Annotated in this window: 13 protein-coding genes and 1 tRNA gene; 12 read left to right on the plus strand and 2 right to left on the minus strand. The window is 67.3% G+C overall.

Annotation, left to right across the window (positions count from 1 at the left end):
- The first annotated feature begins 784 nt into the window (after nt 1-784).
- Complete coding sequence (locus KTR66_RS20920) at nt 785-2,044, plus strand: DNA cytosine methyltransferase (RefSeq protein ID WP_256437639.1); 1,260 nt, start codon at nt 785-787, stop codon at nt 2,042-2,044.
- 21 nt (nt 2,045-2,065) lie between these two features.
- On the plus strand, nt 2,066-3,091 hold the full coding sequence (locus tag KTR66_RS20925) for a hypothetical protein (RefSeq protein ID WP_213616073.1): 1,026 nt from the start codon (nt 2,066-2,068) through the stop codon (nt 3,089-3,091).
- Between the two features lie 44 nt (nt 3,092-3,135).
- Here the strand turns inward: KTR66_RS20925 and KTR66_RS20930 are convergent.
- Nucleotides 3,136-3,210, minus strand: a tRNA-Thr gene (locus tag KTR66_RS20930).
- Nucleotides 3,211-3,472: 262 nt separating this feature from the next.
- Here KTR66_RS20930 and sppA point away from each other — a divergent pair.
- From sppA to KTR66_RS20970, 8 genes are all read left to right on the plus strand, one after another.
- Nucleotides 3,473-4,390 carry a signal peptide peptidase SppA gene (gene sppA / locus KTR66_RS20935; RefSeq protein WP_213616075.1) on the plus strand — a complete coding sequence of 306 codons (918 nt, stop codon included), beginning with the start codon at nt 3,473-3,475 and terminating at the stop codon, nt 4,388-4,390.
- Between the two features lie 71 nt (nt 4,391-4,461).
- Nucleotides 4,462-4,764 carry an integration host factor subunit beta gene (ihfB, locus tag KTR66_RS20940; protein ID WP_213616077.1) on the plus strand — a complete coding sequence of 101 codons (303 nt, stop codon included), beginning with the start codon at nt 4,462-4,464 and terminating at the stop codon, nt 4,762-4,764.
- On the plus strand, nt 4,761-5,048 hold the full coding sequence (locus KTR66_RS24930) for a LapA family protein (protein WP_213616079.1): 288 nt from the start codon (nt 4,761-4,763) through the stop codon (nt 5,046-5,048). Before ihfB ends, KTR66_RS24930 begins: the two co-directional genes overlap by 4 nt.
- Nucleotides 5,049-5,064: 16 nt before the next feature.
- The gene (pyrF, locus tag KTR66_RS20950) at nt 5,065-5,778 is read left to right on the plus strand and encodes an orotidine-5'-phosphate decarboxylase (RefSeq protein WP_213616081.1); all 714 of its coding nucleotides are present in this window, start codon (nt 5,065-5,067) and stop codon (nt 5,776-5,778) included.
- Nucleotides 5,775-6,437, plus strand: coding sequence for a phosphoribosylanthranilate isomerase (locus tag KTR66_RS20955; protein ID WP_213616083.1), 663 nt, complete (start codon nt 5,775-5,777; stop codon nt 6,435-6,437). Before pyrF ends, KTR66_RS20955 begins: the two co-directional genes overlap by 4 nt.
- Nucleotides 6,438-6,462: 25 nt before the next feature.
- Nucleotides 6,463-7,716 carry a tryptophan synthase subunit beta gene (gene trpB, locus KTR66_RS20960; protein WP_213616085.1) on the plus strand — a complete coding sequence of 418 codons (1,254 nt, stop codon included), beginning with the start codon at nt 6,463-6,465 and terminating at the stop codon, nt 7,714-7,716.
- A gap of 35 nt (nt 7,717-7,751) precedes the next feature.
- Complete coding sequence (trpA, locus tag KTR66_RS20965) at nt 7,752-8,585, plus strand: tryptophan synthase subunit alpha (RefSeq protein ID WP_213616087.1); 834 nt, start codon at nt 7,752-7,754, stop codon at nt 8,583-8,585.
- Between the two features lie 37 nt (nt 8,586-8,622).
- Complete coding sequence (locus KTR66_RS20970) at nt 8,623-9,393, plus strand: sulfite exporter TauE/SafE family protein (protein WP_213616089.1); 771 nt, start codon at nt 8,623-8,625, stop codon at nt 9,391-9,393.
- A 187-nt stretch (nt 9,394-9,580) separates the two neighbouring features.
- Here KTR66_RS20970 and serB read toward each other — a convergent pair whose 3' ends face one another.
- Nucleotides 9,581-10,474 carry a phosphoserine phosphatase SerB gene (gene serB / locus KTR66_RS20975; RefSeq protein WP_213616091.1) on the minus strand — a complete coding sequence of 298 codons (894 nt, stop codon included), beginning with the start codon at nt 10,472-10,474 and terminating at the stop codon, nt 9,581-9,583.
- Between the two features lie 29 nt (nt 10,475-10,503).
- On the opposite strand from serB, the gene miaA reads away from it, so the two are divergent.
- Nucleotides 10,504-11,463, plus strand: a complete 960-nt coding sequence (gene miaA / locus KTR66_RS20980) for a tRNA (adenosine(37)-N6)-dimethylallyltransferase MiaA (protein ID WP_213616093.1) — start codon at nt 10,504-10,506, stop codon at nt 11,461-11,463.
- 51 nt (nt 11,464-11,514) lie between these two features.
- The gene (locus KTR66_RS20985) at nt 11,515-13,314 is read left to right on the plus strand and encodes an acetolactate synthase 3 large subunit (RefSeq protein ID WP_213616095.1); all 1,800 of its coding nucleotides are present in this window, start codon (nt 11,515-11,517) and stop codon (nt 13,312-13,314) included.
- The last annotated feature ends 108 nt before the right edge of the window (nt 13,315-13,422 follow it).

Here is a 13,422-nt window from a genome sequence, read left to right on the forward strand (position 1 = left end):
GCCCGCTTTGCGCGCCAGCGAACTATCTCAAGTCCGTTGACATGGAGGCGGTGAAGCAATGCGAGCGCGATGCCTCTGTCCCTTGCCTTGTCCCACCAATTGTCCCACTATGCCCGTGGTGAGTGTTGAAAAATAAGGGCTTACTGGTTTGGCTGGGGGTCCAGGTCCCCAATGCTTAACCCTTCTTTTTCTGGTCTCGCATCACCTCGCGTTCCGCCCACCCGATGATGCCCTCGACGGTGTGGCTCCAGGCAGGCGGTCGGGGGTGCGAGGGGCCGCGCCTCAGGAACTCGTGCCCTTTAAACTCGTGGGCCACTGTCCGTCTTGTCCCAGGACTGTCACGTCTTCGCCAAGGAACCGAACCTCCCCCGCCACCCGAGCAATCTCGGCCCTGGGCCGCAGACGCAGCGCTAGAAGGTCCTCTCCCTCGGCCGTGCGGTGCGCTATGGGATTCCACATGAAGGATGACCAACCACGCCCTGAATCGCGCTGGATGATTCTCGCTGAGGACGGGCGGCACTCGTGGATTGGGAGAGCCACAGACCCCAGTCCGCAGGAGATTGCTGCTGCTGGTAGTGCCCTGGATGGCATGGGCCTGGCTGGTTGGGTTGCGGTATGCCGTGGCGATTATTGGTGTGGGGTTGGTGAGCCGGAGGTGATGATTATGCGGAGGGTGACCCTCAGGCATCCCGTGGCAGGGGATGAGGCATCTGCGGTGGAGAGGTGGAGGGAGGCTAGGCGCACCAGGCTTTCTGGTGTCAGTGATGGTTGAGGGGTGACAATCATGCGGCCAATCGGAATCGACCTTTTCGCCTGTGCTGGGGGTATGTCCCTGGGCTTCGAGCAAGCTGGGTTCGACGTGCGTGTGGCCGTGGAAATCGACCCCGTTCATTGCGCCGTCCATGCGTTCAACTTCCCGAACACGGCCATCATCTGCAAGTCGGTCTCTGAGGTGTCAGGTGCTGACATCCGAAAGGCTGGGAACATCGGTGATGCAGAGATTGCCGTGGTGTTCGGTGGTGCTCCGTGTCAGGGCTTCTCGATGATGGGAAAGAGGGTTCTCGATGACCCTCGGAACAGCCTCGTCCTTGATTTCATCCGCATCATCGCGGAACTCCGTCCGAAGCACTTCGTGTTCGAGAATGTGAAGGGCATCACCATCGCCCCTCACTCGGCCATCCTCGAAGAGATGGTCGATGCGTTCCTTGAGCATGGATATAAAATCCTTCAGCCGTGGCGAGTGCTGAATGCCGTGGATTACGGCGTTCCTCAAAAGCGTGAGCGCCTCTTCCTCATCGGAACTCGGACAGGAAACCGCTCACCGCGATACCCACGCCCGTCCTTGGAGCGTGTGACGTGCGGGGATGCATTGGGGGACATTCCAAATGCAGAGCATTTCCCTGAACTCGTTCACACGGATTCCGTGAAGACGCATCTCGGAAACCCATCCAGATACGCCATGAAGATGCGCGGTCTGCTGAACGACGACACCGACTTTTCCCATCCTCGGGTGTGGGACAAAGGGGTGCTGACGGGCAGCCTGCGGGCATCGCACACTGACCTATCACGAAGCCGATTTCTCGCTACAACACCAGGCGACACTGAACCTGTGAGCCGCTTCTTCAAGCTGGCTCCCGATGGGTTCTGCAACACGCTACGAGCTGGCACGAACACCGACCGTGGCGCGTTCTCCGCACCCAGGCCCATCCACTACGCCTTCCCTCGATGCATCACGGTCAGGGAAGCGCAGCGCCTGCACGGATATCCCGACTGGTTCCGCATGCACGTGACGAAGTGGCACGGGTTCCGTCAGGTCGGGAACAGCGTTCCGCCTCCCTTGGCTCATGCCGTTGCTTCGTCCGTTATGGCGGCTATGGATGGCAAACCGACACGGCCAACCAAGGCCATCAAGCTTGGTCCTGTGTCCTTGCTTCAGATGGACCTGACCCAAGCGAGTGAACACTTCAATGTGCAGGGCAGGGCCATCGCTCCGCGCACTCGGAACCGCGACCTGTTTACCGCTACCGAAGAGGTGGATGCCTAGCTAAGCTCCCCATGAGAAATCATGGGGGATGACGTGTCCGACGATATAGAACCGATAGAGATAATACCTGAAGAGGAACCCACGTCCGCAAAGGCTGGGAACCTCTACAACAGTGTGATATCGGCCATATTCTTTAAGCACTTCGACCCATCAAATCCAAGTCTTCCAATCCCATTCAATAGACGAGAATTGAAGGCTACTGCTATAGCCCTCGGAATGGATGAGGCTGGCAATGATGGTGATATCCTCTATAGCTTTAGATTTCGTAAGCCATTCCCCAAGGAAATCTTGGATACCCAGCCAGAGGGTTTTGAATGGCGGCTCGACCTGAATGGTCGGAGCAAATACCTCTTCAAGCTGGCAAAGCCTTCCAAAATCATTCCTGATGTGACCTTGGAGGCCATTAACATTCCTGATGCAACTCCTGAAATCATCAAACAATACTCATTGTCCGATGAACAGGCAGCCTTGGCTATCATCAGATACAACAGGCTTCTGGATGTCTTTTTGGCTCTGACGACATCCAGCCTTCAGAACCACCTCAGAACCACGGCCAAGGGGTTTGGTCAGGTCGAGATTGATGAGGTCTATATCGCCGTCGATTCGGATGGCCTGCGCTACGTGATACCCGTTCAGGCCAAGGGTGGGTCGGACAAGATTTCCGTGGTCCAGACCATGCAGGATTTGGCTGTCTGCCAACAAAAATTCCCAGGGACGATTGCTCGACCCGTGTCCGTGCAGATTATGCCAGACGGCAAGCTCTGCATGTTCGAGTTGAAGGTTGAGGATGATGAGACATTGAGCGTTGTCAGAGAGCGCCACTATGTCCTGTCAGCCGCTCCCACGAATGCGAAACTCGGGGCACGTATGCGGAAGGCCCTGGGCGACAGGCTGCCGAATCCTGATGAGATGGTGATTGACCCCATGATGGGTTCGGGTCGCAAAGACCTTTCTGTCACCCTCAATTCCATCATCAACAGTGGTGTGGTGGGTGCGAATCCGCCCTTCACGAAGCCAAAGCGGAAGCGAAGAACCACCGCCAAGTGAGGGGATTTGACAACATCTGTTGTCTGAAATGTTGTCTGAGGTGGTGGTGCCGCAGGAGGGAATTGAACCCCCGACCCACGCATTACGAATGCGTTGCTCTACCCCTGAGCTACTGCGGCCCTTAGCACAACCTGGCTTTCCGCTCGATAGCACGGAGCGAAACGGACAACAATCTACCAGCAAGATACCCACTCAGACAACAGGTCTTACAACCGATTACGAATCAGTTGCTCTACCCCTGAGCTAAGTCGGCGCCCTTGGTGGCGCGGTGCATAGCGCCAGCGGCGCCGCCTGTCCATCGCCCTGGGTGACCTTTCCTGTCTTCGCAGCCGGCATGCGTGACCCTATGTCAGCGGCACCCTCGGACGGATGCAGCATCCCATGGCCCTTGAGCCTGATCTCCTTCTCGATCGTCGTCGCCTGAAGCGGCAACTCGGCTTCTGGCGCGCCGCCCTCATCCTGGGCGCCGTGCTCGGCGGCGCCGCGCTGATGGCGGACAGCCTGCCCGAGAACCCGGCGCTGGGCGGCGAGCACATCGCCCGGCTGCCGCTCAACGGCACCATCACCGACAATCGCGAACTCGTCCGGCTGGTCGAGCGTGCGGGCCGCGACTCGCAGGTGCGCGCCCTCCTGGTCTCGATCGACAGCCCCGGCGGTACCGTGGCCGGCGGCGAGGCCTTCCATACCGCGATCCGCGGCGTGCGCGCGGCGGGGAAGCCCGTCGTCGCCGTCATGGGCGCCACCGCGGCCTCTGCCGGCTACATGGTGGCTCTCCCGGCCGAGCGCATCTTCGCGCGCGAAGCGACGCTGACGGGCTCGATCGGCGTCATCCTGCAATCCTTCGAGGTGTCGGAGTTGATGGACCGGCTGGGCCTGCGCGCCGAGGCGCTGACCTCAGGTCCGCTCAAGGACCAGCCCAGCCCCTTCCGTCCGCTCACCGAGCAGGGCCGCGCCTCGCTCAATGCCGTCGTGCAGGACATGCAAAGCCAGTTCGTCGCCATGGTGGTCGCCGGCCGCAACATGCCGGAGGAGCGCGTGCGCGAGATTGCCGATGGTCGCGTCATGACCGGCCGCCAGGCCGTGGCGGCGGGCCTCGTGGACGCCATCGGCGGCGAGGCAGAGGCCCGGCGCTGGCTGGCCGAAACGCACAGCCTCCCCGCCGATCTCCGCCTGCGTGACCTCGACCCCCGCGGCGCGGCGGAGCGGGTGCTCTCGATGGCCTCGATGCGCTTCTGGGAAGGCGGGGTTGCCATGTTGCGGGCGCAAGGATGGTGGCCGGGGCATGTTCTTCCCCGGTGAGACGCCACTCAACCCTTGCAAAAGCGTGCAACTCGGCATGCTATACGAGACGGTCAAGCCTTGAGGGAATCATGACTAAGAGCGAATTGATCGCGCATCTCGCCATGCAGCACCCTCATCTGCGGCTGCCGGACGTGGAGGCCGTCGTCGGCACCATCTTCGAGGAAGTCAGCGCCGCCCTCGCCCGCGGGGATCGTGTGGAGCTGCGCGGCTTCGGGGCCTTCACCACCCGCCGGCGCGATCCCCGCCAGGGGCGCAACCCCCGCACGGGAGAGGCCGTGGCCGTGGCCGGCAAGGGCATGCCGCATTTCCGCCCCGGCAAGGAGCTGCGCGCCAGGGTCAATGGCGGCCAGGACCCTGGCGACGCGGGGTGATCGCCTATCTGCTGCCGGCGCTGCTTGCGGCAGGGCTGGCCTTTTTCGCGCTGGCCAATCCGCAACCCGTCGCCGTCACCATCTGGCCCGAAGGCTGGGTGATGGAAGTTCCGCTCTGGCAAGCCATCCTGGCACCCTGCCTTGTCACATTCCTGGCCGGCGCGCTGACGGTCTGGTTCGCGCATCTTCCGGCGCGACGCAGTGCCGCGCAGCTGCGCCAGGCCGCCGCCCTGCTTGACGCCGAACTCGCCAGCCGCGATCCCAGGCCCGCCAAGCCGCGCTGAGGAATGTTCCCGAGTCATGCTGCATCGCCCGACAGGCCCGAAGGGCCGGCTTATCGTCGCCCTCGATACCCCGAAGCTGGAGACGGCCGAGGCGCTGGCAGGCCAGGTCGCGCCCTCCGCCGGGCTTGTGAAGCTGGGCCTTGAGCTGTTCTGCGCGGCCGGGCCACCCGCGCTGGCGCGTCTCGCCAGCCATGCGCCGGTCTTCCTCGACCTCAAGCTGCACGACATCCCGAACACGGTCGCGGGCGCCGTGGGTTCACTGGCCCCGCTGGGCGCCTCCATGCTCACGCTGCATGCGGGGGGTGGGCCAGCCATGATCAGCGCCGCGCGCAAGGCAGCCGAGGGCGCGGGGGCCGCGCGCCCCATTCTGCTGGCTGTGACCGTGCTGACCAGCATGGACTCCGAGCAGCTCGGCGCGGTCGGCGTGGCCGGCGGCCCGGCACAGCAGGTGCTGCGCCTCGCCCGCATGGCGATGGAATCGGGCGCCGATGGCCTGGTGTGCTCGCCTCGGGAGGTCTCGCTGATCCGAGACGCGCTGGGCGAGGCGCCGATGCTGGTTGTCCCGGGTATCCGCCCCGCGGGCAGCGCCGCGGGCGACCAGATGCGGATCGCGACGCCGGAGGACGCGGTGGCCGCCGGTGCCGACTGGATCGTCGTAGGCCGCCCGATCACCGGGGCCGCCGACCCTGGTGCCGCCGCCGCCGCCATCACGGCGGGCCTGACCCGGTGAGCATCGAGGTCAAGATCTGCGGGGTGAACACGCCCGAGGCATTGGCATGGGCGGCCAATGCGGGCGCGGATTTCGTGGGTTTTGTCTTTTTTCCCGCTTCGCCGCGCGCGGTGACGCCGGAACAGGCCGGTGGCATTTCGGCCAGCCTGGAAGGGGGGCCGCGCCGCGTCGGCCTCTTCGTGGACCCCGAGGATGCGCTGCTGGAGTCGGCCCTGGGCGCGGCTGCGCTCGACGTGATCCAGCTGCATGGCGAGGAGACGCCGGCGCGCGTCGCCGCGATCCGCGCGCGTTTCGGGGTGCCGGTGATGAAGGCCATCGGCATCGCGACCGAGGCCGATCTCGCACAGATCGCGGAATATGCGCCCGTCGCGGACCGGCTGCTGCTGGACGCCAAGCCGCCGCCCGATGCCGTGCTGCCCGGCGGCAATGCCGCGCCCTTCGAGTGGCGCCTGGCGCGGTTAGCCTCCATCCCGCGCCCCTGGCTGCTCGCCGGCGGCCTCACGCCCGGCAACGTCGCCGAAGCGATCGCGGCGAGCGGCGCGCCGGGGGTGGATGTCTCCTCCGGAGTCGAACGAGCGCGCGGGGTCAAGGATGCGGGCCTGATCCGGGATTTCATCGCCGCCGCCAGGGGTTGGGAAAAGCCCGCGCCTTCTATATGACCAAGGCCACACGCCAGACTTCGGGATGTCTCCGTTGAACCAGCTCCTCAAGCCCAACACCTACAAGAGCGGCCCGGACGCCGCCGGCCGCTTTGGCGGCTTCGGTGGCCGCTATGTCGCCGAGACGCTGATGCCTCTCATCCTCGAGGTCGAGGCCGCCTATGCCAAGGCCAAGGCCGATCCGACCTTCGACGAAGAGTGGCGCCGCCTCCTGAAGGATTACGTGGGCCGCCCGAGCCCGCTCTGGTTCGCCGAGCGCGTGACGGAGCATGGCCGCGCCAAGGCGGAGCCGGGGAAGGGTGCCAAGGTCTATTTCAAGCGCGATGAGCTGAACCACACCGGCGCGCACAAGATCAACGCCGTGCTGGGCCAGATCCTGCTCGCCAAGCGCATGGGCAAGAAGCGCATCATCGCGGAGACCGGCGCCGGCCAGCACGGCGTGGCGACGGCCACCGCCTGCGCGCTGTTCAACCTGCCCTGCACCGTCTTCATGGGTGCCACCGACGTCGAGCGGCAGCAGCCCAATGTCTTCCGCATGAAGCTCCTGGGTGCCGAGGTCGTCGCCGTCACCTCGGGTGCGGCCACGCTGAAGGACGCGATGAACGAGGCGCTGCGCCACTGGGTCGCGAATGTCGAGGACACCTATTACTGCATCGGCACGGTGGCGGGCCCGCACCCCTATCCGATGATGGTGCGCGACTTCCAGTCCATCATCGGCGCCGAGACCCGCACGCAGATGCAGGAGGCCGAGGGCCGCCTGCCGGACCTGCTCGTGGCGGCGATCGGCGGCGGTTCCAACGCCATGGGCCTCTTCTACCCCTTCCTGGACGACCCCTCCGTGCAGATGCATGGCGTGGAGGCCGGCGGCCACGGCATCGAGACGGTGACGGGCCATGCGGCGAGCCTGACCGGCGGCCGCCCCGGCGTGCTGCACGGCAACCGCACCTACCTGCTGCAGGATGAGTTCGGCCAGATCCTGGAGGGGCATTCGATCAGCGCCGGCCTCGACTATCCCGGCGTCGGTCCCGAGCATGCCTGGCTGCATGAGCTCGGCCGCGTGCAATACGTGAACGCGACGGACAAGGAGGCGCTGGAGGCCTTCCAGCTCTGCTCGCGCCTCGAGGGCATCATCCCGGCGCTGGAGCCCGCGCATGCGCTGGCGCATGTGCTGAAGGTGGCGCCGACCCTGCCGGCCGAGACGCTGATCGTGATGAACATGTGCGGCCGCGGCGACAAGGACATCTTCACCGTCGCCGGCCATCTGGGAGTGAAGCTGTGAACGCGTCTGATCGTGGAGCGGCGGAGCCGCGGAGCGTGAATCAGCCGCGCAGCCAAGGCCGCATTGCCGCACGCTTTGCCGCGCTGAAGGCCGAGGGCCGCGGCGCGCTGATCCCCTTCCTCGAGGCCTATGACCCCGACCCCGCCACCAGCATGGCCATCCTGCGCGGCATGCCGGGCGCGGGCGCGGATCTGATCGAGATCGGCGTTCCCTTCACCGACCCGATGGCCGATGGCCCGATCATCCAGCTCGCCGGCCAGCGCGGGCTGAAGGCGGGGGCCACGCTCGCCGGCACGCTCGCCATGGTGCGCGATTTCCGCGCCGAGGATGACGCCACACCCGTGATCCTCATGGGCTATCTGAACCCCATCCTCTCCTACGGTGCGGAGCGCTTCATCACCGATGCGGCGGCGAGCGGCGTGGACGGGTTGATCGTGGTGGACATGCCGCCCGAGGAGGCCGAGGTGCTGGCCCCCGGCGCCATGGCCGCGGGCCTCGACATCATCCGCCTCGTGGCGCCGACGACGGATGAGGCGCGGCTCCCGCTCGTGCTGAACGCCTCCTCCGGCTTCGTCTATTACGTGGCGATCACCGGCATCACCGGCACCCGCAGCGCGGACCCCGAGGCGCTGCGCGCCGCCATTCCCCGCATCCGCGCGCATACCGATCTGCCGATCGCGATTGGCTTCGGCGTGCGCACGCCGGAGCAGGCGGGCTTCGCCGCCAAGGTGGCCGATGGCGCGGTGGTGGCGAGCGCCCTGATCGACACGCTCGCCAAGTCGCTGGACGAGCAGGGCCGCGCCAAGCCGGACAGCGTCCGCAAGGTGCTGGACCAGGTGCGCGAGCTCGCGGCCGCGGTGCGCGGCTGAGCATGGCCCGGCCCCCCCGTCTCGCCGGGGGGCTGGCTTGGATCTGAGCCTCTGGACCCTCGTGGCGCTGCTGCTGGCGGGCGCCGGGGTGGGCCTCGCGGGCGGCCTGCTCGGCATCGGCGGCGGCGTGATCGCGGTGCCGGCGCTGCTGGAAATTCTCTCGCATCTGCCGGTGGAGCAGCGCCTGCCGCTGGCCATCGGCACGGCGCAGGCGGTGATCCTGCTCTCCGCCGTGACCGCGGTGCGCGCGCATGCGGCGGCGGGCAGCGTGGAACCTGGGCTGCTGCGTGCCTGGCTGCCGGCCATGGTGCTGGGCGCGGTGCTGGGGCTTGTGTTGGCGCCCTTTGCCCCGGCGGCGCTGTCGCTGATCGTCTTTGCCGTCATCGCCGCCGCGCTCGCCACCACACTGGTGCTGGAGCTGGGCGCGCAGGCGGCCGGGGCCTTGCCGCGTGCGCCCTGGGGCTGGGTGCCGCCGGGGCTGATCGGCCTTGCCTCCGCAGCGCTCGGCGTGGGCGCGGGGACGTTGAGCGGGCCGGTCTTCGGTCTGTTCGGCGTGGGGCTGCATCGCGCGGTGGGGGCGGGGGCGGTGTTCAACCTGGCCATCGCCGCCCCGGCCACGCTGGTGGCGCTGGCGGGCGGGCAGGTCAGCCTGCCGGGCCTGATCTTGCTGGCGGCCCCGGCCATGCTGGTCGCGCCCGCCGCGGCGCGGCTGAGCCGCCGCCTGCCGCAGCGCGCGCTGCGCTGGGGCTTCGCGCTTTGCCTCTACGGCATCGCGGCGCGGGTGGCGTGGCGGGCCTTAGGCGGCTGAGTGATGCCCGGCGTACGGGACCAGAAAAAGCCTCCGGCGGCCGGGGCCTCAGGCCCCGGACCCCATTTCTTTGGGCCGGTGCCGCACTTGCCGAGCTTGGCGAGCGCCCACTCCTGGGGTCCGGGGCCTCTCGGCCCCGGCCGCCGGAGGCCCCTTCTCCTTTTTGTAACTGCGAAAGGCCCGGGACTCACCCGCCCACGAACACGCTCGCCTTGTAGCCCTGCGCGAAGAGCAGCCCCCGCAGATCGCCATGCTGGATGCGGTGCCGCGCCGCCGCCGCCACGCTGGGCTTGGCGCGATAGGCCACGCCGAGCCCCGCGGCCTGGATCATCGCGAGATCATTCGCGCCATCGCCCACCGTCGCCGCCTCGGTGAGCGCGAGGCCACGCGCGGCGGCCAGGCGCTTCAGCGCGGCCAGCTTGGCGTCCCGGTCCAGGATGGGCTGGCCGACCTGGCCGGTGAGCTTGCCGTCTTCGAGCAAGAGCGTATTGGCGTGGTGCTCATGGAACCCCACCAGCTCCGCCACGCGGCCCGTGAAGAAGGTGAAGCCGCCCGAGACCAGCGCGGTATGCGCGCCATGCGCGCGCATCGTCGCCACCAGCTCCCGCGCGCCGGGCATGAGCTCCGTGGCCTTCCAGGTCTCTTCCAGCGCCGAGGCGTCGAGGCCCTTCAGCATGCCCACGCGCTCGGTGAGCGCCTGCCTGAAGTCCAGCTCGCCATTCATCGAGCGCGCGGTGATCTCCGCGATCTTCTCCTTCAGGCCGGCGAAGGCGGCGATCTCGTCCAGCGTCTCGGTGGTGACGATGGTGCTGTCCATATCGGCCAGCAGCAGCTTCTTGCGGCGCCCGGCGATGGGCTGCGCGATGAGGTCGAGCGGCGCCTCGCCCAGCGCGCCGCGCACGGCGGCGATGGCCTGCTCGGCGGCCAGCGCGGTGAAGGGGAGGTCGGCGGCTTCGGCCTCGGCCAGCCATTCGGCGGCCTCGCAATCGGCGCCGAGCGCGGTGAGCGCCGCGCGGGCGGCGTTGAGATGGGCGGGCGCGAGCGCGCCGGGCGGGGCGATCAGGGTCAGGACATGCGGCATGGCGGCCGGACCATGCCGGGGGCGCGCGCATGACGCAACCGGACCCCGCGCCGCTCCTAAAGGCGCTGATCATCGCGGGGCCGACCGCCTCCGGAAAATCCGCCCTCGCGCTGCATCTGGCTGAACGCTTCGGCGGCACGGTCATCAATGCCGACGCGATGCAATGCTATCGCGAACTGCGCATCGTCACCGCGCGGCCCTCGCCGGAGGATGAGGCGCGCGCGCCGCATGCGCTCTATGGCGTTCTGCCAGCCTCCGAGACCGGCTCGGTTGCCTGGTGGCGCCGCGAGGCGCTGGCGGCGATGGGGGCCGCCCGCCTGCCCATCCTCTGCGGCGGGACGGGCATGTATCTGCGCGCCCTGACCCAGGGCCTCTCCATCCTGCCCGACATCCCCGAGCCGGCGCGCGAGGCAGCCCGCGCGCGCCTCGCCGAACTCGGCCCCGAGCGGCTGCACGCCACGCTGCACCCCGAGGATGCCGCGAAGCTCCGCCCCTCCGACAGCCAGCGCCTGGCGCGCGCGCTGGAGGTGTTTCTCGCCACAGGAAAAAGCCTGGCCGCCTGGCAGCGCGAAGCGCCGCGCCTGCCGCCCGCGCCCTACGATTTCCGTGCCATCCTGCTGACGCCCCCGCGCGAGCAGCTGCACCCCGCCATCATCACGCGCTGGGGCCAGATGCGGGAGCAGGGGGCGTTGCAGGAGGTCGGCGCGCTGGTGGACCAGGGGCTGGATGCCAGCCTGCCCGCCATGCGGGCCCATGGCGTGCCCGAACTCGCCGCCGAATGGCGCGGCGAGATCAGCCGCGAGGAAGCGGACCGCCGCGCCATCGCCGGCACCTGGACCTATACAAGGCGGCAAGCGACCTGGTTTCGGCACCAGGCGCTGGTCGCCCCCTCGGCAACGCATAGGATCAATGCGCGAATCGCGGGTCTGGCGCAACTTTCAGAAAGAAATCAACCCGAAATCTTCGCGTTTCTTCAATCGGGCGGTTGACGCGCTGCACCATGCCCCCTAAGCCTCGGCCCACAGAACACGAGGTCCACCATGTCCATCACCGCAGCCCCTGCCGCCGACACCGCCCTGCAAAGCGGCGCCGAGGTCGTCCTCCGCGCGCTGAAGGACCAGGGCGTGGATGTCATCTTCGGCTATCCCGGCGGCGCCGTCCTGCCGATCTATGACGCGCTGTTCCAGCAGAATTCCATCCGCCACATCCTCGTCCGGCACGAGCAGGCGGCGGTGCACGCGGCCGAGGGCTATGCCCGCTCCACCGGCAAGGTGGGCGTGGTGCTGGTCACCTCCGGCCCCGGCGCGACCAATGCGGTGACCGGCCTGGTGGACGCGCTGATGGACAGCATCCCGGTGGTCTGCCTCACCGGCCAGGTGCCGACGCACCTGATCGGCAATGACGCCTTCCAGGAGGCGGACACGACCGGCATCACCCGCCCCGCCACCAAGCACAATTATCTGGTGAAGCGCAGCGAGGACCTCGCGCGGGTCATGCACGACGCCTTCTATGTGGCCAAGTCCGGCCGCCCTGGCCCGGTCGTGATCGATCTGCCCAAGGACATCCTGATCAAGCCCGCCCCCTATAGCGAGGCGCCGGCGCCGAACGCGCCGCATCGCAGCTATCGCCCGGTGACGCAGCCCGATGCGGCGCGCATCCAGGAGGCGGTGCGCCTGCTCAAGCAGAGCCAGCGCCCGGTGATCTATGCCGGCGGCGGCGTGATCAATTCCGGCCCCGAGGCCTCGCGCCTGCTGCGCGAATTCGTGCACCTGACGGGCATGCCCTGCACCAACACGCTGATGGGCCTCGGCGCCTTCCCGGCGACGGACCCGCAATTCATCGGCATGCTGGGCATGCACGGCACCTACGAAGCGAACCTCACGATGCATGGCTGCGACGTGATGTTCAACATCGGCGCCCGCTTCGATGACCGCATCACCGGCCGCCTCGATGCCTTCAGCCCCGGCTCGAAGAAGATCCACGCCGACATTGATCCCTCCTCCATCAACAAGAATGTGAAGGTCGAGGTGCCGATCGTGGGCGATGCGGCCGCCGTCCTCGCCGCCATGATCGAATGCTGGAAGAGCGACCCGACGCCGGTGGCGAAGGAGGCGCAGCTCGGCTGGTGGCGCCAGATCGATGAGTGGCGCAAGCGCGACTGCCTCGCCTATGTCCAGCAGGGGCCGATCATCAAGCCGCAGCACGCGGTGAAGCGCCTCTACGAGATCACGAAGGAGCTCGGCCGCGAGACCTTCATCTCCACCGAGGTGGGCCAGCACCAGATGTGGGCCGCGCAGTATTTCGGTTTCGACAAGCCGAACCGCTGGATGACCTCGGGCGGGCTTGGCACCATGGGCTATGGCCTGCCGGCCGCGATGGGCGTGCAGATCGCGCATCCGGATGCGCTCTGCATCGACATCGCGGGCGAGGCCTCGATCCTGATGAACATCCAGGAGATGGGGACGCTCGCGCAGTATCGCCTGCCGGTGAAGGTCTTCATCCTGAACAACGAATATATGGGCATGGTGCGCCAGTGGCAGGAACTGCTGCATGGCGGCCGCTACTCGGAATCCTACAGCGACGCGCTGCCCGATTTCGTGAAGCTGGCCGAGGCCTTCCATGCGCGCGGCCTGCGCGCCGAGACCTCGGACCAGCTGGATGACGTGATCCGCGAGATGATCGCCCATCCCGGCCCGGTCATCGCCGATATCTGCGTCGCCAAGGATGAGAACTGCTTCCCGATGATCCCCTCGGGGGCCGCGCATAACGACATGATCATGGGCCCGGGCCAGGAGAAGAACGCGGCCGCGGTGACGGATGCCGGGAAGGTGCTGGTTTAGTTTCTGCCCTCAAGCGCCGGGCGCGCGCTCCGCGCGCTTGGCTTCGCGCCGCGGCGGTTGCGCGGGTTTTGATCTCAGTCTGGGCGCGGCGGCCGGTTCCCGGCCGCA

This window comes from Roseococcus sp. SDR (assembly GCF_019083995.1).
In the GTDB taxonomy this organism is placed as follows: domain Bacteria; phylum Pseudomonadota; class Alphaproteobacteria; order Acetobacterales; family Acetobacteraceae; genus Roseococcus.